The 23,292-nt window shown below is 59.6% G+C and carries 27 protein-coding genes; 11 read left to right on the top strand and 16 right to left on the bottom strand.

Annotated features, from left to right (window positions below; all coding sequences use genetic code 11):
• Positions 1-13 precede the first annotated feature (13 nt).
• Both AC3WWR_RS11095 and AC3WWR_RS11100 read right to left on the bottom strand, forming a co-directional pair.
• Entirely contained in the window at positions 14-274 is a 261-nt protein-coding gene (locus AC3WWR_RS11095; RefSeq protein ID WP_020799767.1) for a putative signal transducing protein, read from the bottom strand.
• Positions 275-283: 9 nt separating this feature from the next.
• Positions 284-466 carry a CPXCG motif-containing cysteine-rich protein gene (locus AC3WWR_RS11100; protein ID WP_020799766.1) on the bottom strand — a complete coding sequence of 61 codons (183 nt, stop codon included), beginning with the start codon at positions 464-466 and terminating at the stop codon, positions 284-286.
• Between the two features lie 139 nt (positions 467-605).
• On the opposite strand from AC3WWR_RS11100, the gene AC3WWR_RS11105 reads away from it, so the two are divergent.
• The gene (locus tag AC3WWR_RS11105) at positions 606-1,772 is read left to right on the top strand and encodes a 1-acyl-sn-glycerol-3-phosphate acyltransferase (protein WP_020799765.1); all 1,167 of its coding nucleotides are present in this window, start codon (positions 606-608) and stop codon (positions 1,770-1,772) included.
• A gap of 55 nt (positions 1,773-1,827) precedes the next feature.
• Here AC3WWR_RS11105 and AC3WWR_RS11110 read toward each other — a convergent pair whose 3' ends face one another.
• Both AC3WWR_RS11110 and AC3WWR_RS11115 read right to left on the bottom strand, forming a co-directional pair.
• On the bottom strand, positions 1,828-2,106 hold the full coding sequence (locus tag AC3WWR_RS11110; RefSeq protein ID WP_020799764.1) for a hypothetical protein: 279 nt from the start codon (positions 2,104-2,106) through the stop codon (positions 1,828-1,830).
• A 274-nt stretch (positions 2,107-2,380) separates the two neighbouring features.
• A complete protein-coding gene (locus AC3WWR_RS11115; protein ID WP_008060219.1) occupies positions 2,381-2,965 on the bottom strand; it encodes a YajG family lipoprotein in 585 nt (194 codons plus the stop codon).
• A 199-nt stretch (positions 2,966-3,164) separates the two neighbouring features.
• Here AC3WWR_RS11115 and AC3WWR_RS11120 point away from each other — a divergent pair, with 199 nt between their 5' ends.
• On the top strand, positions 3,165-3,398 hold the full coding sequence (locus AC3WWR_RS11120; RefSeq protein WP_020799763.1) for a hypothetical protein: 234 nt from the start codon (positions 3,165-3,167) through the stop codon (positions 3,396-3,398).
• Between the two features lie 740 nt (positions 3,399-4,138).
• Entirely contained in the window at positions 4,139-5,647 is a 1,509-nt protein-coding gene (gene mqo, locus AC3WWR_RS11125; protein ID WP_492598698.1) for a malate dehydrogenase (quinone), read from the top strand.
• Positions 5,648-5,734: 87 nt separating this feature from the next.
• On the opposite strand, the gene AC3WWR_RS11130 is transcribed toward mqo, so the two are convergent.
• From AC3WWR_RS11130 to AC3WWR_RS11145, 4 genes are all read right to left on the bottom strand, one after another.
• Positions 5,735-6,022 carry a PA4642 family protein gene (locus tag AC3WWR_RS11130; RefSeq protein WP_179055767.1) on the bottom strand — a complete coding sequence of 96 codons (288 nt, stop codon included), beginning with the start codon at positions 6,020-6,022 and terminating at the stop codon, positions 5,735-5,737.
• 63 nt (positions 6,023-6,085) lie between these two features.
• Positions 6,086-6,571: a hypothetical protein gene (locus AC3WWR_RS11135; RefSeq protein WP_020799760.1), complete on the bottom strand. Its 486-nt coding sequence runs from the start codon at positions 6,569-6,571 to the stop codon at positions 6,086-6,088.
• A gap of 16 nt (positions 6,572-6,587) precedes the next feature.
• Positions 6,588-7,061, bottom strand: coding sequence for a WbuC family cupin fold metalloprotein (locus tag AC3WWR_RS11140; protein ID WP_033044006.1), 474 nt, complete (start codon positions 7,059-7,061; stop codon positions 6,588-6,590).
• A gap of 3 nt (positions 7,062-7,064) precedes the next feature.
• The gene (locus AC3WWR_RS11145; RefSeq protein WP_020799757.1) at positions 7,065-7,622 is read right to left on the bottom strand and encodes a hypoxanthine-guanine phosphoribosyltransferase; all 558 of its coding nucleotides are present in this window, start codon (positions 7,620-7,622) and stop codon (positions 7,065-7,067) included.
• Between the two features lie 162 nt (positions 7,623-7,784).
• Here AC3WWR_RS11145 and upp point away from each other — a divergent pair, with 162 nt between their 5' ends.
• On the top strand, positions 7,785-8,423 hold the full coding sequence (gene upp, locus AC3WWR_RS11150; protein ID WP_008060213.1) for a uracil phosphoribosyltransferase: 639 nt from the start codon (positions 7,785-7,787) through the stop codon (positions 8,421-8,423).
• Between the two features lie 2 nt (positions 8,424-8,425).
• On the top strand, positions 8,426-9,700 hold the full coding sequence (locus AC3WWR_RS11155; RefSeq protein ID WP_020799756.1) for a uracil-xanthine permease family protein: 1,275 nt from the start codon (positions 8,426-8,428) through the stop codon (positions 9,698-9,700).
• 97 nt (positions 9,701-9,797) lie between these two features.
• On the opposite strand, the gene hemH is transcribed toward AC3WWR_RS11155, so the two are convergent.
• The gene (hemH, locus tag AC3WWR_RS11160) at positions 9,798-10,823 is read right to left on the bottom strand and encodes a ferrochelatase (protein WP_033044008.1); all 1,026 of its coding nucleotides are present in this window, start codon (positions 10,821-10,823) and stop codon (positions 9,798-9,800) included.
• Positions 10,824-10,836: 13 nt separating this feature from the next.
• The gene (locus AC3WWR_RS11165; RefSeq protein WP_033044010.1) at positions 10,837-11,739 is read right to left on the bottom strand and encodes a TIGR01777 family oxidoreductase; all 903 of its coding nucleotides are present in this window, start codon (positions 11,737-11,739) and stop codon (positions 10,837-10,839) included.
• A 198-nt stretch (positions 11,740-11,937) separates the two neighbouring features.
• Here AC3WWR_RS11165 and AC3WWR_RS11170 point away from each other — a divergent pair, with 198 nt between their 5' ends.
• The 6 genes from AC3WWR_RS11170 to AC3WWR_RS11195 all read left to right on the top strand — a co-directional run bounded on the left by AC3WWR_RS11170 (position 11,938) and on the right by AC3WWR_RS11195 (position 17,699).
• Positions 11,938-12,924, top strand: a complete 987-nt coding sequence (locus AC3WWR_RS11170) for an NAD(P)/FAD-dependent oxidoreductase (RefSeq protein ID WP_033044011.1) — start codon at positions 11,938-11,940, stop codon at positions 12,922-12,924.
• A 148-nt stretch (positions 12,925-13,072) separates the two neighbouring features.
• The gene (locus tag AC3WWR_RS11175; protein ID WP_033044012.1) at positions 13,073-14,032 is read left to right on the top strand and encodes a YbgA family protein; all 960 of its coding nucleotides are present in this window, start codon (positions 13,073-13,075) and stop codon (positions 14,030-14,032) included.
• Positions 14,032-14,973 carry a MerR family transcriptional regulator gene (locus tag AC3WWR_RS11180; RefSeq protein ID WP_033044013.1) on the top strand — a complete coding sequence of 314 codons (942 nt, stop codon included), beginning with the start codon at positions 14,032-14,034 and terminating at the stop codon, positions 14,971-14,973. The genes AC3WWR_RS11175 and AC3WWR_RS11180 overlap by 1 nt, the downstream gene beginning before the upstream one ends.
• Positions 14,974-15,007: 34 nt before the next feature.
• A complete protein-coding gene (phrB, locus tag AC3WWR_RS11185; RefSeq protein ID WP_033044014.1) occupies positions 15,008-16,453 on the top strand; it encodes a deoxyribodipyrimidine photo-lyase in 1,446 nt (481 codons plus the stop codon).
• A gap of 72 nt (positions 16,454-16,525) precedes the next feature.
• Positions 16,526-17,308, top strand: coding sequence for an SDR family NAD(P)-dependent oxidoreductase (locus AC3WWR_RS11190; RefSeq protein ID WP_020799748.1), 783 nt, complete (start codon positions 16,526-16,528; stop codon positions 17,306-17,308).
• 85 nt (positions 17,309-17,393) lie between these two features.
• Complete coding sequence (locus AC3WWR_RS11195) at positions 17,394-17,699, top strand: YkgJ family cysteine cluster protein (RefSeq protein ID WP_033044015.1); 306 nt, start codon at positions 17,394-17,396, stop codon at positions 17,697-17,699.
• Between the two features lie 60 nt (positions 17,700-17,759).
• On the opposite strand, the gene AC3WWR_RS11200 is transcribed toward AC3WWR_RS11195, so the two are convergent.
• The 6 genes from AC3WWR_RS11200 to hemA all read right to left on the bottom strand — a co-directional run bounded on the left by AC3WWR_RS11200 (position 17,760) and on the right by hemA (position 23,128).
• The gene (locus AC3WWR_RS11200; protein WP_489326383.1) at positions 17,760-18,278 is read right to left on the bottom strand and encodes an acyloxyacyl hydrolase; all 519 of its coding nucleotides are present in this window, start codon (positions 18,276-18,278) and stop codon (positions 17,760-17,762) included.
• Between the two features lie 117 nt (positions 18,279-18,395).
• A complete protein-coding gene (gene murI / locus AC3WWR_RS11205) occupies positions 18,396-19,187 on the bottom strand; it encodes a glutamate racemase (RefSeq protein ID WP_432668578.1) in 792 nt (263 codons plus the stop codon).
• Positions 19,180-19,935, bottom strand: a complete 756-nt coding sequence (locus tag AC3WWR_RS11210) for a molybdopterin-synthase adenylyltransferase MoeB (protein ID WP_020799743.1) — start codon at positions 19,933-19,935, stop codon at positions 19,180-19,182. The genes murI and AC3WWR_RS11210 overlap by 8 nt, the downstream gene beginning before the upstream one ends.
• The gene (gene prmC, locus AC3WWR_RS11215; RefSeq protein WP_083349750.1) at positions 19,929-20,759 is read right to left on the bottom strand and encodes a peptide chain release factor N(5)-glutamine methyltransferase; all 831 of its coding nucleotides are present in this window, start codon (positions 20,757-20,759) and stop codon (positions 19,929-19,931) included. The genes AC3WWR_RS11210 and prmC overlap by 7 nt, the downstream gene beginning before the upstream one ends.
• Positions 20,760-21,842: a peptide chain release factor 1 gene (gene prfA / locus AC3WWR_RS11220; RefSeq protein WP_020799741.1), complete on the bottom strand. Its 1,083-nt coding sequence runs from the start codon at positions 21,840-21,842 to the stop codon at positions 20,760-20,762. It lies immediately after the preceding gene.
• Positions 21,839-23,128 carry a glutamyl-tRNA reductase gene (gene hemA, locus AC3WWR_RS11225; protein ID WP_033044017.1) on the bottom strand — a complete coding sequence of 430 codons (1,290 nt, stop codon included), beginning with the start codon at positions 23,126-23,128 and terminating at the stop codon, positions 21,839-21,841. The genes prfA and hemA overlap by 4 nt, the downstream gene beginning before the upstream one ends.
• Between the last annotated feature and the right edge of the window lie 164 nt (positions 23,129-23,292).

Below are 23,292 nucleotides of genomic sequence, written 5' to 3' on the forward strand. Positions count from 1 at the left end.
AACGAACGCCAGCCTAACAGACCAGCGTGCCGGGAAAGCTGTCCGGTTCATCGCCGGACAGCGGCAGCGCAGCATTGTACGCAGTGATCAGCTCTCGGGCGTATTCAGCCTGGTCATTTTCCACCGCCAGTCCCAGCAGGCCGAAGATCGGCAATTCACCCGTGGCGCCCACCAGATCGCGCCCCACCAGGTGCGCCTCGACACCCTCGCTGGCGAGCATGCCCTGCAGCAACTCGCCTTCCATCAGGTTTTCCGGTTCGTAGATTCGCTGCATGGGCGCCTCTCACTCGTTTTCACTGAAGACTTCCAGAAACCAATCCTCTCCGTGAACCTGCAACACGAACGTGATCGGCCGGCAACATACCTGACAGTCCTCGATATAGGTCTGATCGCCGCCCGACAAGTCCACCGTCGTTTCGACTTCTTCACCACAATACGGACATTCATACAGTGCAGATTCCAGCATCGCGGTCTCCCAGGTGACTTGTGCGTATAATCGCCGGTCTATTTGCAGGGCTATTTTTGTCTGGCTACTTTTTCAGACCGTGCCCTGCTGGTTTTCGATCAAAACCTTTACTTACCCTAGCCGTTTCTAACAAGAGAGCATGATGGGCGAATTCGATGCCATCCGACCTTACGACGATAGCGAAGTCCCAGCGGTGCTGGCACGACTGCTCGGCGACAAGGCGTTTCTAGATATCCTCACCCACTTCCGCTTTCCGCGTTTTGCCGGCGCCTTAGGCTGGGCGCTCAAACCCCTTATAGCTCATCGGCTACGCCGTGAGTTCGCCGGTATCACGTCGGTGGCCACCCTGCAGGACAAAGTCGAGTACTACGTCGACCACACGATCGAGCGCGCCACGGACGGTGTGACGTACACCGGCGTGGAGCAATTCAAGTCCGGCAGTGCCTACCTGTTCATCGCCAACCACCGCGATATCGTGATGGACCCGGCTTTCGTCAATTACGCCGTGTACCACGCCGGCCTGCCGACCCCGCGCATCGCCATCGGTGACAATCTGCTGCAAAAGCCCTTTGTCAGCGATCTCATGCGCCTGAACAAGAGCTTCATCGTGCACCGTTCGATCACCGGACGTCGCGAGAAAATGGCGGCGTACCAACTGCTGTCGGCGTACATCAACCATTCGATCCGCAACGATTGCGCCTCGATCTGGATCGCCCAGGCGGAAGGCCGAGCCAAGGACGGCGACGACCGCACCGAGTCGGCGATCCTGAAGATGTTCCACATGAGCCGCAAGGACGAGCCGTTCGGTGAGGTCATCCGTTCGCTGAACCTGACCCCCGTGTCGATCAGCTACGAGTACGACCCGTGCGACCAGGCCAAGGCCCGCGAACTCTACATCCGCGCCACCACCGGCAGCTACACCAAGGCCCCGGGTGAGGATGACGTGAGCATCGCCAAGGGCATCACCGGCTACAAGGGCCGGGTGCACGTGAACTTTGCGGCTCCCATCACGGAGTTGTTCGAAGACACCAAGCAATTGGCGATCGAGATGGACAAGCAGATCCTTGGCGGTTACCGCTTGTTCCCGGTGCACTACCTGGCCTATGCCCAATGGCAAGGTGCCGACCCGCAACTGCAGGTACCAAGCGCCAGCAAGCTGTTCCCGGCCGACGAACTGGCCAAGGCTCAGGAACAATGGCAGCAACGCCTGGATGCGTGCCCCGAGGAACATCGCCCGTACCTGGTGCTGCAATATGCGAACCCGGTGCGCAATCAGTATCGGGTGAAGGCTGGATTGCCGCTTTAACCTTGGATACGAGAACGGCGCCTACGAGCGCCGTTTTTGTTCCAGATAAAAAGATTCAGACCTGGGTGCTGATCCACGACACCAGCAGCGCCAACCCCATGCAGGCAAAACCGAAGCGATAGAAAAACCGGTTCATGCGCAGGGTTGCCCAATCCAGCGTCGGCTCCTGACTTGGACTGCTCTGGCGTTGCGCCTGGAGACTGGCCATCGCGCGCTGTTCGCGGCGACGCGTGGCGTGCAGCAGCCAACTGCCCGGGAAGGCCAGCAGCAAAGCCAGCAAGTTGATCAATTTTGCCGGATGGGCGGTAAACAGCGTCATCAAATGCAGCGACATTACGAACCTCAAACAAAACAGGTAGGGCAGACGCCGACCGACGACCGCGGCCGTGATTCTACCGAATGCCTTGCAGCCTTCCCTGTCTTTCCGACAATTAACGCCGTTTTGCTCAAGACCGCCTGCGATCCTTTTGTAGGAGCTGCCGCAGGTTCGGGCCGAGTTCGGACGATCTTTTGACTTTGCTTTTGGGGGATTTGGAACTGCCGAAGATCAAGATCAAAAGATCGTCCGAACGCGGCCCGAACCTTCGGCAGCTCCTACGGGGCTCGCATTACTCGCCGAGAACCTGACCCACGGTTGGATCCTTGAACAAGCGGGTCAACGCATCGCTCAACACGTCGCTGACCAGCTTGGTGTTGGTTTCCTGGTTGGGTGCCATGCCGAAACGCTGGTCCAGGGACGCGCCGTAACGACCGCTGTAGCGACGGTTGGCATTCTGTACATCGGAACGGAACGTCGCACCAATGGTTGCCTCGGTCACGTACATGCCCTCTTTCGGCGACTGGTACTTCAATTCGGCCAGGGTCACGGTGATTTGTGGGGCGTTCAGCGCATTCGCCGTCGGAGTAAAGCCCAGCAATCGCACGGCCGCTTCAGCCTGCGCCTGCAGTTTCGGCAGGATCTGTGCGCCCTGCACGGTAATCGCGCTGGTTTCCGGGTACAGGCCGCCACGGGTGCCCAGGGTTGGCGACGGGCGCCCGTCGACCACTCGCACCACCACCGGCTGGCCGTGGCCGACCGGCGCCAATTGAGCCGTCAGCTTGGGTTCCGGGTTCAGTTGTTGCGGGCTGTGGGCGCAGCCGACCAACGTCAAGCTGGTCACAGTGATCAAACCGAACAACAGGCGTTGCAACATTCTCTTCTCTCCAGAATCAGGCACTAACAGGTCCGCAGTATAGCGGTGCGTCGCTGCAGCGAACCAGCGCAACCATTGCAGAAAATTCTGACAAAACTTTCAGAATCCCCTTCCTGTCACGCATCTGTCACCCCCCATACACTTGCACGTAACGGCTCGCTGCCATTCTTTGCAACAGCCCCCCACACGGTACGTCGCCATGCGTTTCCTCGTTTCGCTGTTCGCACCACGTCCACGGCACCGCTGCTTTGCCCTGCTCGACAGCAACGGCCTCTGCCTGGCATTCAAGCAGTGCAGCCTCCAGCCCATGGGCGATGGCTGGGTTGAAATCGAAGAAATTCGCCTCAACTGGTTGCACCAACCGCTGCCTGCCAGTGCGCGTGTCAGCCAGCACCCACCGCGCTCACGGGTACAAAACCTGATGGCGACCTGACCAGACGCCTAATAAAAGTCATTAAACACGACCAATTCCCTGCGTTTCTTCGCTACAATCTCCCCCCGATTATAAGGACGTCTCCTGATCGGGCCTCGCAGCATCGTCAATGCTTCGGTTTTGGCACCCCGCACCGCCCACAGAGAGCCGCCCACACAGATCGAGTGAAGCTGGCGCGCTTGCTGTTCCTCAAGCACAACCTCCACTTTTCGCGAATCTGCAGAGCTGTCATTACGCTCGGTCACTGAGCTGTTTGCCCGTATTGCCTGCCTGGGTTCCCTTGGCGGCCAATCATCCGGGCACGGTGCCAGGCTGGGACAGCCCTTTTTTGAGGTTCACGTCTTCAAAAGAGCGTGAAAAAAACGGGTTTTCACAACTTCACAAGAGTGTGGCGAGCAAATGAATAGTTTTGCGTCTGAATATGCACCATTAGCGTCCAGTACAGCCCAACGACACAGGACCGAGTACACCTCGAATACCGGAGCCTGAAGCCTGTCCGCTACGGATTTGGTTGCACAAGCGGATGTATCGACCATAAGTCGAATTGCCAGTCGCACGTTGAAATGAGTTCATGGGACTCTTATTAGACCCGGCAGGTAGCGTCCGTCGAAGTTGCGAAAAATTGCGAAGATTCGGACATGGCGATCCTGCCATGGGTACCTGGGGCAACACAGACACGCCCCGTCACTCCTGGCAGCCATGCCGTCAATTTGGTGCTGCAGATTTTGGAGACGCGTTAAATGGCGCATAACGAAGCAGTCGACGTAGTACTGGTAGGGGCCGGCATCATGAGCGCCACCCTCGCGGTACTGCTCAAAGAGCTCGACCCCGCGATCAAGCTGGAAGTCGTCGAGCTGATGGATTCCGGTGCCGCGGAGAGTTCCAACCCGTGGAACAACGCCGGTACCGGTCACGCCGGCCTGTGCGAGCTGAACTACACGCCGCAGGCTGCCGATGGCACCGTCGACATCAAGAAAGCCGTGCACATCAACACCCAGTTCGAGGTGTCGAAGCAATTCTGGTCATACCTGACCAAGAAAGGCACGTTCGGCTCGTGCAAATCGTTCATCAGCCCGGTGCCACACCTGAGTTTCGTGCAGGGCGAGAGCGGCGTGTCGTTCCTCAAGGAGCGCTTCAACGTACTGCACAAGCACCACGCCTTCGCCGACATGGAATATACCGAAGACAAGGCCACGATGGCCGAGTGGATGCCGCTGATGATGCCGGGGCGCGATCCTGGCGAAATTCTTGCGGCCACTCGCGTGATCAACGGTACCGACGTCAACTTCGGCGCCCTGACCAACCAGTTGCTCAAGCACCTGACCAGCGCTCCCGATGCCCAGGTCAAGTACTGCAAGCGCGTGACCGGCCTCAAGCGCAACAACGGCGGCTGGACCGTGAGCATCAAGGACGTCAACAGCGGCAACAGCCGTGAAGTCGACGCCAAGTTCGTCTTCCTCGGTGCAGGTGGCGCGGCATTGCCACTGTTGCAGGCTTCGGGCATCGAAGAGAGCAAAGGCTTCGGCGGTTTCCCGATCAGTGGCCAATGGCTGCGTTGCGACAACCCGGAAGTGGTCAAGCATCACCAGGCAAAGGTCTACAGCCAGGCTGCCGTGGGCTCGCCACCGATGTCTGTCCCACACCTGGACACCCGCGTCGTCGACGGCAAGAAATCCCTGCTGTTCGGACCATACGCCGGTTTCACCACCAAGTTCCTCAAGCACGGCTCCTTCATGGACCTGCCGATGTCGGTTCGCGCTGGCAACATCGGCCCGATGCTGGCGGTGGCAAAAAACAACATGGACCTGACCAAGTACCTGGTCAGCGAAGTGATGCAGTCGATGGAGCAGCGCCTGGAGTCCCTGCGTCGCTTCTACCCCGAAGCGAAAGCCGAAGACTGGCGCCTGGAAGTGGCCGGCCAACGGGTGCAGATCATCAAGAAAGACCCGAAAAAAGGCGGCGTCCTGCAATTCGGTACCGAACTGGTCGCGGCCAAGGACGGCTCCCTTGCCGCCCTGCTCGGCGCCTCGCCAGGTGCTTCGGTGACGGTTTCGATCATGTTGGAACTGATCGAAAAATGCTTCCCAGGCAAAGCCAAGGGTGAATGGGCTGCCAAGCTGGCAGAGATCTTCCCGGCGCGGGAGAAAGTCCTGGAAACCGACGCGGCGCTGTATCGCAAGATCAACACGCAGAACAACGTCGCCCTGGAACTGGTTGAAGCCAGCAGCGAGACTGAAAGCTACGCTTGATCCGACCCCATGAAAAACGCCCCGTCCATCATTGATGGCGGGGCGTTTTTTTATGTCGGGGGGATTTATACCCTCGCCACAGATAGATCAGCCACGGGCCTTTTCGATCAGCTCGATGTAATCCTGTGCATTGCGCTGATCCTGGATCAGTGCAATGAAGGTTTTGCCATGCTCGTCCTTGCCGTTCACGTCATAACCGGCCTCGACAAAGAACGTCAGGAAACGCTCGAAGTCGTCGATCCGCAGACCACGGTACGCCTTGATCAGCTTGTGCAGGGACGGAGAAGTCGCGTCGACCGGTTCGAAATCGAGGAACAACTTGATCTGCTCATCGCCGATCTCGTCACCAATCACTTGTTTCTTATCTTTACGCATTGCCGACTCCAGCTCGCAGACATTTCACGGGGCGGGCAGTTTACCCCTGCGCGGGCGCCTGGCTCAACGCGGACGAACAGCCCCGGTGTGCAGATCGGCCCAGATGTGGCCGTTGGCATAGCTGAGAAACTGGCAATACACCGTGTCGTTGCGCAACAAATCCATGATCACCCGGTATTGAGCCTGCGGGTAATAAAGCGTCAGCGTCTTGCTCTTGTCGTCGTAGAGCGGTTTTTTCAGGCTTTTGCTTTCGCCATCGAAATTGACCAGCACCTGACTGATGGTCGCCCCCTTGTTCAAGGATTTGCCCTTGAGGCGGATCAGCAACGGCGAAGTGACGGGGATCGGCTGCTGGCTGGACTGACGCTGACTGCCGACCACCACCGAATACTCGGTGACTTGCAGCAGTTGTTGCTGCTCTGGTTGCGCATCACGCAGGGCCAAGTCATCCGGCGGCAGGAATTGAGCGTGCATGGGCGCGGGGGCGGCGGCCAGGGGCAGGCTGAGGGTCAGCAACAGGGCGGCGCAGCAACGGATCAACAGGTTCATGAAAAGCTCCAAGTGATCAATCGAACTGCGCACGCATCCAGGCCTGATACTCGGCAACACCGGGTTCGCCTTCACGTGGCGCCCAGTGCGCCAGTTCATTTTCGCCCACCGGGCGATAGGGACCCGCCTTGCACTCGAACATCAGGCTATCGGCTTCGAGCACCACCAGCCCGTGGAACACGCCCGTAGGCAAATCCACGCCGACACAGTCGCCACCGGCCTGCAGCACCGTCTTGCTCAGGACTGCGCCCGACTCATCGAAGATCAATACGCCCAGCCGCCCCTTGAGCACCAGCAAGGTTTCAGCCTTGTTGTCGCCCAGGTGACGATGAGGCGGGATATACGTCGAGGGTTGCAAGCCCACGGCCATGCGATGGCAGGCGTCTTCCATCTGGTGGAAGTTGTGATGCTGGCGTCCACGAGGGTTGGCCGCCGCTTTCTCGGCCAATTCGGCGAACAAGGTGTGGTCAAGAAAGCGAGGCGAGGTCATGTCTTACATTCCTTTAACGGCAAAAATCCCGTTGGCGTTGCGCCAGTAGCCTTTGTAGTCCATGCCGTAGCCGAAGATGTAACGGTCGATGCAAGGCAAACCGACGAAATCCGCCTTCAGGTCCGGACGAGCCTTGCGGTCGTGGTCTTTGTCGATCAGCACGGCAGTGTGCACTTTACGCGCGCCAGCGTGCTTGCAGAAGTCGATGATGGCACCCAGGGTGTGACCTTCGTCAAGGATATCGTCGATGATCAGCACGTCACGGTCGATGAACGACACTTCAGGCTTGGCTTTCCAGAACAGCTCGCCGCCGCTGGTTTCGTTGCGATAGCGAGTGGCGTGCAGGTAGGAGGCTTCCAGCGGGAATTGCAGATGGGTGAGCAGTTTGCCGGAGAAAATCAACCCGCCGTTCATCACGCAGAACACCACCGGATTGCTGTCCGCCAATTGTTCGTTGATTTGTGCACCGACGCGGGCGATGGCCGCCTCGACTTCAGCTTCGGTGTACAGGCAGTCAGCCTCTCGCATGATTTGACGGATATGCTCGAGATCAGCGGACATGGCGCTCTCCAGGGGGGGCAGTTTCGGAAAAGTCGGCAAAGGTACGCATCAAGTGAGGCCAGATCAAGCGATTGTGGACTAACGTACTCTATGTCTATAGGACATCACCCTCGGATAGATTAATCTAGCCCGGTTTTTTTGCCCGCCGCCGGAGCCTTTCCCATGCCCATCCTCGAGATCCGCCACCCGCTGATCCGTCACAAACTTGGCCTAATGCGCCGCGCAGACATCAGCACGAAGAATTTCCGCGAGCTCGCTCAGGAAGTCGGCGCCCTGCTGACCTATGAAGCCACCAAAGACCTGCCGTTGGAAACATACGACATCGAAGGTTGGTGCGGCACCGTGTCGGTCGAGAAAATCGCCGGCAAGAAAATTACCGTCGTGCCGATCCTGCGTGCCGGTATCGGCATGCTCGAAGGCGTGCTGAGCCTGATCCCGGGCGCCAAAGTCAGCGCCGTGGGCGTGGCCCGCAACGAGGAAACCCTCGAAGCCCACACCTACCTCGAGAAGCTGGTGCCGGAAATCGACGAACGCCTGGCAATGATCATCGACCCGATGCTCGCCACCGGCGGCTCGATGGTTGCCACCATCGACCTGCTGAAAAAAGCCGGTTGCAAAGACATTCGCGCCATGGTCCTTGTCGCTGCACCAGAAGGTATCGCCGTGGTCGAGAAAGCTCACCCGGACGTGATCATCTACACCGCGTCCATTGACCAGAAACTCAACGAACACGGTTACATCATCCCGGGCCTGGGCGATGCTGGCGACAAGATCTTCGGCACCAAGCAGAAGGACGCGTGAGCATGCAGCAAGAGTTCAACGATCCGCTCTGGCGCACGGTGCTGTCTGGCGCCCAGATGCTGTTCGTGGCCTTCGGCGCCCTGGTGTTGATGCCGCTGATCACGGGGCTCGACCCCAACGTGGCACTGTTCACCGCAGGCCTGGGGACGATTCTGTTCCAGGTCGTCACCGGGCGCCAGGTGCCGGTGTTCCTGGCATCGAGCTTCGCGTTCATCACTCCGATCATTCTCGCCAAGGGCCAATTCGGCCTCGCTGCGACCATGGGCGGCGTAATGGCGGCCGGTTTTGTCTATACGTTCCTCGGCCTGGCAGTGAAAATCAAAGGCACCGGCTTCATCGACCGCCTGCTGCCACCGGTGGTGATTGGCCCGGTGATCATCTCCATCGGCCTGGCCATGGCGCCGATCGCCGCCAACATGGCGATGGGCAAGGCCGGTGACGGTAGTGAACTGATTCATTACCAGACGGCGATGCTGATCTCGATGCCGGCGTTGCTGACCACCTTGATCGTCGCAGTGTTCGGCAAAGGCATTTTCCGCCTGGTGCCGATCATTTCCGGCGTCTTCGTCGGGTTTGCCATGTCGTTCTACTTTGGCGTGGTCGATACCGCGAAAATTGCCGCTGCACCATGGTTCGCCATTCCCCACTTCACCGCGCCAGAATTCAACTGGCAGGCGATCCTGTTCATCGTTCCGGTAGCCCTGGCCCCAGCCATCGAGCACATTGGCGGCGTGATCGCCGTGGGTAGCGTGACCGGTCGCGATTACCTGAAGAAGCCTGGCCTGCATCGCACCCTGTTGGGCGATGGCATTGCCACCACCGCCGCCGGCCTGTTCGGCGGTCCGCCCAATACCACCTATGCCGAAGTGACGGGCGCGGTGATGCTGACCAAGAACTACAATCCGAAAATCATGACCTGGGCGGCGATCTTCGCCATTAGCCTGGCGTTCATCGGCAAATTCGGTGCGCTGCTGCAAAGCATTCCGGTACCCGTGATGGGCGGGATTCTTTGCCTGTTGTTCGGCTCGATTGCGGCCGTGGGGATGAACACCCTGATTCGCCACAAGATCGACCTGGGCGAAGCACGCAATTTGGTGATCGTCTCGGTGACCCTGGTATTCGGTATTGGCGGCGTACTGGTCGGCACGGGCACTGGCCCGGACGATTTCGGCCTCAAAGGCATCGCGCTGTGCGCGGTGGTGGCGATTGCGCTGAACCTGATCCTGCCGGGCAATGACAGCTGGAAGCACAAGAAAGCGCAAGATCCGCTGTTGTAATGGCTTGAGTTCATCACCGTCGATGAAATAGCTTTCGCGAGCAGGCTCGCTCCCACAGAGGAGATCTATTGTGGGAGCGAGCCTGCTCGCGAAGCTTTTAAAGCACCAGCGGTGCTCGTTCGCACAACGCACTCAACGCCTTCGCCCACTGCGGATCATCGTTGAGGCACGGCACCAGCACCAACTCCTCCCCTCCCGCTTCGCGGAACTGCTCCAGCCCCCGATCACCGATTTCTTCCAGCGTCTCGATGCAATCGGCCACGAATGCCGGGCACATCACCAGCACCTTTTTCACGCCGCTTTTGCCAAGCTCATCCAGGCGAGCCTCGGTGTAGGGTTCAATCCACTTGGCGCGCCCAAGGCGCGACTGGAACGACACCGACCATTTGCCGTCCGGCAATCCCATGCGTTTGGCGAATTCGGATGCCGTGCGCAGGCATTGGGCGCGGTAGCAGGTCGCCAAAACTTCTGGCGAAGCGGTCTGGCAGCAATCAGCGCTTTTTAAGCAATGGTGACCGGTAGGGTCGATCTTGCTCAGGTGCCGCTCCGGTAATCCATGGAAGCTCAACAACAGGTGATCGTAACCCTGCAGCAAATACGGCTTGGCGCTGGCCACCAGCGCGTTGAGGTATTCCGGTTGATCGTAGAACGGCTGGAGAATCGAAAACTGCACATCCAGCCGCTTCTCGCGCACCACTCGCTTGGCCTCCTCGATCACCGTGGTCACGGTGCTGTCGGCGAACTGTGGATAAAGGGGTGCGAGAGTGATCTTCCTGTGACCCTGGGCCGCCAGGCGTACCAACGTCGATTCAATCGATGGCTCGCCATAACGCATCGCCAATTCCACCGGGCCGTGATGCCACTGCTCAGTCATGGCCTGCTGCAGGCGACGGCTGAGAACCACCAATGGCGAACCCTCGTCCCACCAGATCGACGCGTAGGCATGCGCCGACTGCTCGGGGCGCTTGATCAGGATCAGCGAAACCAGCAAGCGTCGCACCGGCCATGCCAGGTCGATCACATACGGGTCCATCAAAAATTGATTGAGGTAACTGCGCACATCCGCCACCGAAGTGGAGGCCGGTGAGCCCAGGTTGACCAGAAGCAACGCGTGATCGGTCATGCAACGTCCTATTTCAAAGGCGGCTGGAAAGGTCGTCCAGGGCCGCGCGCAAATCAGTGAACTGGAAAGTGAATCCCGCTTCCAGCAAGCGAGCCGGTACTGCCTTCTGGCCGCCCAGCAACAACAATGACAATTCACCCAGGCCTACCTTTAATGCCAGGGCCGGCATGGGCATGAACGTCGGGCGGTGCAGCACGCTGCCCAACGTCTTGGCGAACTCTCGGTTGCGCACCGGTTTGGGCGCGCAGGCATTATAAGGACCACTGGCGCTTTGCCGGTGCAGAAGAAAATCAATCAGGGCGATTTGATCGTTGATATGGATCCACGGCATCCACTGCCGGCCACTGCCGATAGGCCCGCCCAGCCCCAGTTTGAACGGTATCAACAGACGTGACAAAAAGCCGCCCTCTGCCGACAACACCAGCCCGGTACGAATGAAAATCACGCGAATGCCCAAACCTTCGGCGCGCTGGGCAGTTTCCTCCCAGGCAATGCATAACTGACTGGCAAAGTCATCGATGACCGGTGGTGAATCCTCAGTCAGTTCGCGCTCACCGCCATCGCCATACCAACCGACCGCGGACCCAGAAATCAGGACCGGCGGCTTCTGTTCACGGCTTTCGAGCCATGCCAGCAGGGTTTCAGTCAGGGTGATGCGGCTACTCCACAACAGGGCTTTGCGTTTGTGGGTCCATGGGCGATCGGCAATGGGGGCACCGGCCAGATTGACGATGGCGTCGAGCGGGTCTTGTCCGATTTCTTCAAGCCGCCCGATGCCGCGCACTTGGGCGCCACAGATCTTGGCGACCTTTGCAGGCGTGCGGCTCCAGACGGTAAGGCGATGCCCTTGACTCAACCAGTGCCGGCAGAGCTGACGTCCTATCAAACCAGTACCGCCGGTCAGCAATATGTGCATGACTTCTTCCTCGCGTGGCGTTTTACCCTGATCACTAGTCTATTTTTATAAGCAAGGGATCTTTTGGTATCGGGTAGGCTCTGTGTTTAACAATAGGCCAAGCTGTCAGAACGAGAACGCTGAAAGTTATACCAAAAAACAATATTGTACAGGTTTCAACCCCGGCGTAGTCTGTACAGACAGGTAAACGAGGCCCTTATGACTGTACCTATCGCAATCATCGGCACCGGCATTGCCGGGCTCTCAGCCGCACAAGCCCTGACCGACCTGGGGTATGTCGTGCAACTTTTCGACAAAAGCCGCGGCAGTGGCGGACGCATGTCGAGCAAGCGCAGCGATGCGGGTGCCCTGGACATGGGTGCGCAATATTTCACCGCCCGCGACCGTCGTTTTGTCACCGAAGTCCAGCGCTGGCAGGCCCGTGGCTGGGTCGCCGAATGGACACCGCAGCTGTACACCTTCCATGGTGGCCGGCTCGATCTGTCGCCGGACGAACAGACGCGCTGGGTTGGCACCCCGCGGATGAGCGCCATCACCCGCTCCCTGCTGGGGGACCTGGAAGTGCATTTCGCCTGCCGGATCACCGAGGTGTATCGCGGCGAAGAACACTGGCACCTGCAGGATGCCGAAGGCTTCACCCATGGTCCGTTCAGCCATGTGGTCATCGCCACCCCGGCACCCCAGGCAACCGCGCTGCTGGCCTCCGCGCCAAAACTCGCTGGCGCCGCCGCCGGGGTAAAAATGGACCCTACCTGGGCCGTTGCACTGGCGTTCGAGACGCCCCTGGAAACACCAATGGAAGGCTGCTTCGTGCAGGACAGTCCGATTGACTGGCTGGCTCGTAATCGCAGCAAACCAGGGCGCGACAACACCCTCGACACCTGGGTGCTGCACGCCAACAGTACCTGGAGTCGCCAGCATATCGACTTGCCCAAAGAAGCAGTGATCGAGCAATTGCACGGCGCGTTCGCCGAGTTGTTGCACGATGCCATGCCCGCGCCCAGCTTCAGCCTGGCCCACCGCTGGCTCTATGCCCGCCCTGCCAGCAGCCATGAGTGGGGCACCCTGGCCGATGCGGACCTGGGGCTGTATGCGTGCGGCGACTGGTGCCTTTCCGGACGCGTCGAAGGTGCCTGGCTCAGCGGCCAGGAAGCCGCCCGACGCCTGCATGCACACTTGCAGTGAACTGCATCAATCCGAGCTGATGGCTGGTAACTGTAGGAGCTGATGAAAAACCTATACAAACAATTTGACTTGTACACCTTTGAATCTATGATGAACCTATGTTGTACAGACTTTCAGCCCTGTACAGTTTTAGATTCCGAGGTGTTCGATGCCCCTGCCCCCTGCCAAACCGAAAATCGCCATCAGCGCCTGCCTGATGGGTTTTGACGTGCGCTACAACGGCGGGCACAAGGCATCGCGCCTGTGCAGCCAGGTCCTCAGCGACTATTTCGATTTTGTCCCGATCTGCCCTGAAGTCGCCATTGGCCTGGGTACTCCGCGCCAGCCAATCCGCCTGGTAGGGGATGCGGACGCACCTCAGGCCGTCGGCACTGTCGACCGCGAGATCAACGTCACCCGGCCGCTGGCGGACTATGGTCGGCACATGGCGGCGGAACTTGACGATATCTGCGGTTACATCTTCATGCAGCAATCCCCTTCCTGCGGCCTGGAGCGGGTCAAGGTCTACCACGTCAATGGCGCACCGCAGAAGGGTGGTGGACGGGGCATCTACGCCCAAGCGTTCTGTGCCCAGCAAGGAGACTTGCCGGTGGAAGAAGACGGTCGGCTGAACGACCCGGTGCTGCGAGAAAACTTTATCACACGTGTATTCGCCTACAGCGCCTGGCAACAGTTGTTGCACGAAGGCCTGAGTCGCCGTGGATTGACAACATTTCACTCGCGCTACAAGTACCTGCTGATGGCCCACAACCCGGTGCAATACAAAACGCTCGGCAATTTGCTGGGCAACATGGGGCAGACCGACCCGAAAGAGCTCGGACCACGCTACTTCAGCCTGTTGATGGCGGCCCTGAAGCAATGCGCAACCCGCCGCACCCACACCAATGTCTTGCAGCACCTCTGCGGTTACCTGAAAAAAGCCATCAGCGCCGAGGACAAGAAAGAGGTGCAAAACCTCATCGGGCAATACCGCCAAGGCATCGTGCCGCTGGTGGTGCCGCTGACGTTGCTCAAGCATCACTTTCGCCAGCATCCCGACCCGTACATCGATCAGCAGGCGTACCTGCAACCTCACCCGGAAAATCTCAGCCTGCGAAATGCAATCTAATGAAATCCCGACTCGACAGCAGCGCCAGCGAAGACTTTGGTGCCGACTTCAAGAAGGCCCTGGATGATGGCTGGCTGCCGATTCGCGAAGTTGCCCGGCAGACTGGGGTGAACGCCGTGACACTGCGAGCCTGGGAACGTCGTTACGGCCTGATCGTGCCGCACCGCACGCCCAAGGGGCACCGGCTGTTCTCGGCTGAACATGTCCAACGTATTCTGACGATTCTCACCTGGCTCAACCGCGGCGTGGCCGTCAGCCAGGTCAAGCAACTGCTCGACACGCCGCAGGCTTTCAGCGAACTCGTTGAAAACGATTGGCAAGTGTTGCGCAATACCCTGTTCACCGCCGTCACGCAGCTGACCGAACGCCCCCTGGACGACACCATCAACCAAGCCATGGCGTTGTACCCGCCGCGCACCCTGTGCGAGCAGTTACTCATGCCCCTGCTGGCGGAGCTGGAACAACGCTGGCAAGGCCAGTTCGGCACGCAAATGGAGCGAGGATTTTTTTACTCCTGGCTCAGAAGCAAATTTGGCGCGCGCCTCTACCACAACAACCGCCAGTTACACGGCGCGCCACTGCTGCTGATCAATCAATCGGATCTGCCACTCGAACCTCACGTGTGGCTCACGGCCTGGTTGATCAGCAGTGCCGATTGCCCGGTGCAAGTGTTTGACTGGCCATTGCCCGCCGGTGAACTTGCGCTGGCTGTCGATCTTCTGCAAGCACGGGGCGTACTGCTTTATTCCAGCAAAGCCATAAAACTTTCAACATTGCCGAAACTTTTAAACAGCCTCAGTTGCCCAAAAATGATCGTCGGAGCGACGGTGTGCATCCACCACACCGAGTTGTGCGCAATAACTTCCGAAATCAGTGACCTGTACCTGGCCGACAGCCCCTTGGCGGCGCACCAGGCACTCGTTCAACGCGGGCTCATCTAATGGCGTTTGTTCAATGAAACGGGCGAACACAACAATGCAATTGATCTGGCTGCGCAGCGACCTGCGCCTGCATGACAACACCGCCCTCTCGGCCGCGGCAGCCCGTGGCCCGACCGTGGCGGTGTATCTATTGAGCCCGGAGCAATGGCGCGAACATGATGATGCCCCCTGCAAAGTGGACTTCTGGCTGCGCAACCTGCAGGCGTTGAGTGGTGCGCTGGGCCAGTTGAACATTCCCCTGCTGATCCGCCATGCCCCACGCTGGGATGACGCACCGGCAGTGCTGCTCGAGTTGTGCCGGCAATTGCAGATCGATGCGGTGCATCTCAACGAGGAATACGGCATCCACGAAACCCGCCGCGATGCAGCGGTAGCCCAGGCCCTGAAAGCCGAAGGCATCGAGGTCCATGACTATCTCGACCAACTGCTATTCAAGCCCGGCAGTGTGCTGACCAAAACCGGTAGTTACTTTCAGGTCTTCAGTCAGTTCCGCAAAGTCTGTTATGAACGACTGCATCATTCACTGCCCAGCCTGGTACGCACACCACTGGCGCAAACCGCACTGAATATTGCCAGCGACGCCATCCCGACGCAGGTCGAAGGGTTCGACGCCCCCCCGGAGAGCCTGCGTGAGCTGTGGCCGGCCGGTGAAGACGAAGCCCGGCGCCGTCTCGACAGTTTTACCGACATACAGATCGACTACTACCAGAGCGAGCGCGACTTTCCGGCAAAACCCGGCACCAGCCAGCTCTCGGCCTATCTGGCCGCCGGGGTGATTTCGCCCCGCCAGTGCCTGCATGCCGCGCTGCAAAGCAACCAGGGCGAGTTCGAAAGCGGCAAGGTCGGCGCCATCACCTGGATCAATGAACTGCTGTGGCGCGAGTTCTACAAACACATCCTGGTGGGCTACCCGCGGGTTTCTCGTCACCGTGCCTTTCGCCCGGAAACCGAAGCCCTGGCGTGGCGCAACGCCCCTGAAGAACTGGCCGCCTGGCAGCAGGGCCGCACCGGTTTGCCGATCATCGACGCAGCCATGCGCCAACTGCTGGAAACCGGCTGGATGCACAATCGCCTGCGCATGGTGGTGGCGATGTTCCTGACCAAGAACCTGCTGATCGACTGGCGCGAGGGCGAACGCTTTTTCATGCGCCACCTGATCGACGGCGACCTGGCCGCGAACAACGGCGGCTGGCAATGGAGTTCGTCCACCGGCACCGATTCGGCGCCTTATTTCCGTATCTTCAACCCGCTGAGCCAGTCGGAAAAATTCGACGCCGAAGGCTTGTTCATCAAGCACTGGCTCCCGCAACTGTCGGGGCTCGATAAAAAGGCTGTGCATAACCCGGCGCATCTTGGCGGTTTGTTCGGCGTGGCAGGTTATCCGGCGCCGATCGTCGACCTGAGCACCTCCCGCGCCCGCGCCCTGGCTGCCTTCAAGAATCTGCCGTCGCGGCAGACTGCCGGGAGCCTCCATGAATAACCTCCTGCAGCGTCTCTATGAACACCAGATGGAATTTGGCCGGGCGACTGGCTTTCTGCAAAGGAGAATGGGATGAATCTTACCCCTCCACGACGATACTGGTTGACCGGTGCGAGTAACGGCATTGGCGCCGCGCTGGCTGAAGAAATACTCAAGAGCGGCGCCCACCTGGCTGTTAGCGCCCGCTCGCTGGCCCCACTGAAAGTCTTGTCCCTGCGTTACCCCGGAAAAGTATTGGTGGTCGCTGGTGACTTGACCAACAGCCAGACAGTACGTGAAATCGGCGAACGGATTGCTCGGGACTGGGGCTCTCTGGACACCGTGATCCTTAACGCCGGCACCTGCGAATACGTCGATGGCAAGCAGTTCGACGCCTCGATCATCGAGCATGTGGTGCGCACCAACCTGCTCGCCAGCAGCTTCTGCATCGAAGCCGCGTTGCCATTGCTGCGCGCTGGTACCGCACCGCACCTGGTGGGCCTGGCCAGCTCGGTGACTTACCTGCCACTGCCCCGCGCCGAAACTTATCGCGGCTCGAAAGCCGGGATGCGTTACCTGTTCGAATCCCTGCGCATCGACCTCGCACCGGAAGGGATCGAAGTCACAATGGTCAATCCCGGGTTCGTCCAGACGACACTGAACGGGAAAAATGATTTACCCATGCCACTCTCCTGGAAGGCAGGGAAAGCTGCGCAGCACATCTTCCACGAAATCAGGAGCCGACCACTGGAGATCGCGCTGCCGGGGATGCTCATGTCCACCCTATGGCCGCTACCGAAAATGCTCGACCGGACGAAGCTGGCGATTGGCAAACGCATGGTTCGCAGCAGCCCGCCAATCATGGATCAGTTGTGATCGAAAGACTTGCAGCGGATGCCAGCGACTGAGCGTCCGTCAGAGCTTTCACACGGTGCCGGCTGACTGCCTTACACTGCGCGCCATGAAAAACATCCCTCACCTACAAATCGCCACCCCCGCGGTGACCTGCTCGACTTGTGCAGCCTGCTGCTGCCAGCTCGAAGTCATGCTGATCACCGATACCGGCGTGCCCGAGCGATTCATCGACACCGATGACTGGGGTGGAGAGGTCATGTTGCGCCTGGACGACGGCTGGTGTGCCGCGCTGGATCGCAACACGATGATGTGCACCATCTACGAAAAACGCCCGCTGATCTGCAGGGAATTCGAGATGGGGGCGGCGGAATGCATCGAAGAGCGCCAAGGGATTTCGACGGCGTATCGCTGAAACTCAATGTGGGAGCCAGCAGGCTAGCTCCCACAGGGTATGTTGCTCAGACCGTGATCCTTACAATGGCATCGTGTAATGCAGCGCGTAACTTTCTATACCATCGTTCGGGCTGGTAATCCCGGCATTGGAATAGTGCGTCGCGCGAATTCCGACTTCATGCCCACCGGCAAAGCGCAGGCCCACACCTAAGCGGTCCTCGAACTGAAACGCGCTGCCCAGTTCATTGCTTTCGACTTCAGTACTGGCGAACACCGCCACGCCAAACCCGAGCTCGACGTAAGGCTTAACGCTCTGACCGGCGAACTCGTAAACAAACACTGGCGAAAATGAAAGGCTGTGATTGCTGGTGGTCTCGTCGCCATCCCAATAGGTGTAGGCGCCGCTCCAGTAACCGGTTAAACGACCCACGTCGCTGTGCCACCAACTCTTGTCCCAATCGAATTGCATGCCCAATCGATAAGTCATGGTTGATTCGCCGGTCTGACCGACTCCGAACTCCACGCCTGCTGCTTGCGCAGTGAAACTGTGCCCCATCAATGCAGCCGCAATCGCGGCCAAACAAAATAGTCGCTTCATAGAAACATCCTTATCCCAACGATTACGTTCGGTATTTTATTGATCTACGTTCACAGCTATAGAAGTCGACGGTTATTCAGAAGTTCAGCCCAAATTCTTCCTCTGCCCAGAATTTGCTTACTCTTCAAAGCTTCGCACAACACCAGCGTTATTCCACAGTATCGGCAATATATTTGTGAAATGAACAGGATCGGCGCTCGTCCAGAATTGCGCAGCACGAGCAGGCCCGGCGGCCAGTAATTCGCGCTCGGCGAGCAAGCGCTGAAGCTGACGCGCAACCGCCGCACCTGTATCGATCAGGCTGATGTCGTCGGGGATCATCTGTTTGAGCAAGGGCTTGAGGAAAGGGTAATGGGTGCAGCCCAGGATGATGGTGTCGGCACCCTCGGCAAGCAGCGGCTGGACGTAACGCTCCAGCAGCTGGCGCAGGACGGGACTGTGCAAGTCGCCTTTTTCGATCAACTCGACCAACCCCGGGCAAGGTTGGGTGATCACTCGAACGTCGGTGGCGAAGCGGTCGAGCAACGCGGCGAACTTGGCGCTCTGCAGGGTTCCCGTCGTGGCCAGCACGCCGACCACGCCACTGCGGGTAGCGGCAGCGGCCGGCTTGACGGCGGGCTCCATGCCGACGATGGGCCATTGCGGGTAATCGCGACGCAAGTCGGCAACACCGGCGACAGTGGCGGTGTTGCAGGCCAGGACAAGGGCCTTGGCGCCCTGGCGTTGAAAAAACTCGGCCATGACGCTGCAACGCTGCTGGATAAATTCCGGGGTTTTCTCGCCGTAGGGAATGTTCCCGCAATCGGCGACATACAACAGGGATTCGTCAGGCAACAAACGCTGGATCTCGGCTAGCACCGAAAGCCCGCCGACACCGGAGTCGAATACGCCAATCGGCGCTTCACGCATGCTTGGGCCCACAGACGCTGCAACCCGGATCTCGCTTGACTCGCAATTCGCGAAAGCGCGAACCCAAGGCGTCGATCAGCAGCAGGCGCCCTACCAGCGGCTCGCCGAATCCGGCCAGCAACTTCAACGCTTCAAGCGCTTGCAGGCTGCCGACCAGTCCCACCAACGGCCCGACCACCCCGGCCTCACTGCAGGTCAATTCAGCTTCGCTGCCGTGCCCATATAGACAGTGGTAGCACGGGCTTTCTGCTCGACGCGGATCGAACACCGACAACTGCCCTTCAAGGCGAATCGCCGCACCACTGACCAGCGGCTTGCTGGCGCTCACGCAAGCCGCGTTGACCGCTTCACGGGTGGAGAAATTGTCCGAGCAATCGAGGACCAGGTCTACGGCGGCGACAGTAGCGGCCAGGGAATCTTCATCGAGTGCTGCACGATGAGCGATCAAGCGGATTTCGGGGTTGATCGCCGTCAGGCGCTTGATTGCCGAATCGACTTTGCCCATGCCGACGCTGTCGGTGTCGTGAATGATCTGGCGCTGCAGGTTGGTCAGGTCGACCGTGTCGAAATCCGCCAGATGTAATTCGCCAACCCCTGCGGCGGCGAGGTACAGCGCCACCGGCGCACCAAGGCCACCGAGGCCGACGATCAATACTCGGCTGTCCTTGAGCCGCAACTGGCCGTCGATATCGATGTGTTGCAGCAGAATCTGCCGACTGTAACGCAGCAACTCCTGATCATTCAGCACGGCAGGCGCCCCAGACTGATGCGTTGGTGACCGCCCAGATCGGTGCGGCTGTGAACTTGCTCGAAACCGCGGGTCAACAGCAAATCGCGGACGGCCTCGGCCTGATCGTAACCATGCTCGAGCATCAGCCAGCCGCCCGTGTCGAGATGGTCCGGCGCCTGGGCGACGATCAGACGCAGATCATCAAGCCCGTCGACACCGGCCACCAGGGCGCTGGCCGGTTCAAAACGCACATCGCCCTCGACCAGGTGCGGGTCGGTGGCTGCGATGTAGGGCGGGTTACTGATGATCAGTTGAAAACGTTGGCCTTCCAGGGCGCTAAACCAATGGCTGCTCAGTACCTTGGCGTTATTCAGATGCAGGCGTTGGCGGTTGCGTTCGGCCAGGGCTACGGCTTCCAGCACGCGATCCACGGCAGTCACGCTCCAGGCCGGACGCTCGCTGGCCAGGGCCAAGGCAATCGCGCCACTGCCAGTGCCCAGGTCGAGTACGTTGGCGGGGGTGGCCGGCAACAGCTCCAACGCGGCCTCCACCAGCAACTCGGTGTCTGGCCGCGGGATCAGCGTGTGCGGCGCAACTTCCAGGTCGAGCTTCCAGAAACCTTGCTGGCCAAGAATGTACGCCACCGGTTCACCGCTGCGGCGGCGCTGCAGATACTCGGCGAAGGTCAATGCCGCTTCGCTCGGCACGATGCGTTCCGGCCAGGTGTGCAGGAAGCTGCGGGACTTGCCCAGCGCGGCCGCCAGCAACAATTCGGCATCCAGGCGCGCCGTGGGCGAGTCGGGCAGATCGGCTGCGCGCAACAAACTGGCAATGATCGTCATTTACTCACCTATCGCGGCCAGTTGATCGGCCTGGTACTCGGCCAGCAACGGCTCGATCACGGCATCGACGCCCCCGGCGAGGATTTCGTCGAGCGAATACAGCGTCAGGTTCACCCGGTGGTCGGTCACCCGGCCCTGGGCAAAGTTGTAGGTGCGGATACGTTCGGAGCGATCGCCCGAGCCCACCAACAGCTTGCGCTCACTGGCGATGGCATTGGCGGCGGCACTGGTTTGCTGGTCATTGAGCTTGGCCGACAGCCAGGACATCGCCCGCGCACGGTTCTTGTGCTGCGAACGCTCTTCCTGGCACTCCACGACAATACCGGACGGCAAGTGCGTGATGCGGATCGCCGAATCGGTCTTGTTCACGTGCTGACCGCCCGCACCGGAGGAGCGGTAGGTATCGATGCGCAGGTCTGCCGGGTTGATCTCGATCGCTTCCTGCTCGTCCGGCTCGGGCAACACCGCCACGGTGCAGGCCGACGTGTGGATGCGTCCCTGGGACTCGGTCGCCGGCACCCGTTGCACGCGGTGGGCGCCGGACTCGAACTTCAGCTTGCCATAGACGTTGTCGCCTTCGACTCGCGCAATCACTTCCTTATAGCCGCCGTGTTCACCCTCGTTTTCCGAGAGGATCTCCACCCGCCAGCCGCGACGCTCGGCGTAACGCGAGTACATGCGGAACAAGTCGCCAGAGAAAATCGCCGCCTCGTCACCGCCGGTGCCGGCGCGGATTTCGAGGAATACGTTGCGCCCGTCATTCGGGTCCTTGGGCAGCAACATGCGTTGCAGGTTGGCTTCGAGCTCGACCAGGCGCTCCTTGGCTTCGCGGACTTCTTCCACGGCCATCTCCCGCATGTCCGGGTCGCTATCCTTGAGCAGCGCCTGGGCGCCTTCGAGGTCGCCCTGCACCTTGAGCAACTGTTTGTAGGTTTCGACGATCGGCTCGACTTCCGCGTATTCCTTGGAATAGGCACGGAACTTGTTTTGATCGGAAATGACCTCGCCATCGCCAAGCAAGGCGGTCAATTCCTCGAAACGGTCCTGGAGGATGTCCAGCTTATTGAGCAGTGACGCTTTCATTGCGGTTTCTTATCCGAAAAGCTATCCGATGAGCCCTCACCGAGGGCAAAGAGTTCCTGGGCCATCGCCAGCGCATCGAGGCGACCTTCGGCAGAGAGCTTTTTCAACTGCACGCTCGGTGCGTGCAAGAGTTTATTGGTCAGGCCGCGCGCCAGTTGCACCAGCACCTCCTCGGGGCTGCTGCCATTGGCCAGCAGACGCTGGGCCTTTTGCAATTCTTCGTCGCGCAGGCGCTCGCTCTGTTGACGATAGGCCTTGAGCACGTCCACCGCCGCCAACTCACGCAGGCGCACCATGAAGTCTTCGGCGCCCACCGAGACCATCTCTTCCGCCGCCTGGGCTGCACCCTGGCGACTCTTGAGGTTCTCGGCGACCACTTCGTGGAGATCGTCGACGCTGTAGAGGTATACGTCGTCCAATTCGCCGACTTCTGGCTCGATATCCCGCGGAACGGCAATATCGACCATGAAGATCGGTTTGTGCTTGCGCAGTTTCAAGGCGCTCTCAACAGCACCTTTGCCAAGGATCGGCAACTGACTCGCCGTGGAACTGATGACAATGTCGCTGCGCACCAACTCTGCTGGAATGTCCGATAGCAGCACCGCATGGGCGCCAAACTGCTCGGCCAGAATACTCGCGCGCTCCAGCGTGCGGTTGGCCACCACGATACGTTTCACGCCCAGGTCGTGCAGATGGCGGGCGACCAGTGTAATGGTCTCGCCGGCACCGATCAGCAAGGCCTGGCTACGTTGCAGGTCACTGAAGATCTGTTTGGCCAGGCTGACCGCGGCAAACGCCACGGACACCGGGTTCTCGCCGATGGCGGTGTCGGTGCGCACTTGCTTGGCCGCATTGAACGTCGCCTGGAACAAGCGCCCGAGCAACGGTCCGACGGTGCCGGCCTCGCGAGCCACGGCGTAGGCCGACTTCATCTGGCCGAGGATCTGCGGCTCGCCCAACACCAGCGAATCAAGCCCGGAAGCGACTCGCATCATGTGACGAACTGCCGCATCGTCTTCGTGCACATAAGCACTCGCACGCAGCTCATCGAGGCTCAAATGATGATATTCGGCCAGCCAGCGCAACACGGTATCCGCCGACAGGTGATCCTGCTCTATATAGAGTTCACTGCGATTGCAGGTGGAGAGGATCGCAGCTTCGCGGCTGTCGGTGAGTCGGCAGAGCTGCTGCAAGGCCTCGACCAGCTGTTCAGGGGTAAAGGCCACGCGCTCGCGGACGTCTACTGAAGCAGTCTTGTGGTTAATACCGAGTGCAAGGAAGGCCATTCAAAGTCGCTGGTGGTGACGTGAAGCCGGCAATTGTCCTACTTCGCCAGATTCAGAACAACTACTCGATATCTATTGGCCTGGTAGGCGGTATCCCGACCTGCGATCCATTCTCGTTTCAGCCTTTGTAGGAGCTGCCGCAGGCTGCGATCTTTTGATCTTGA

The organism is Pseudomonas sp. EB271-G4-1 (assembly GCF_058791355.1).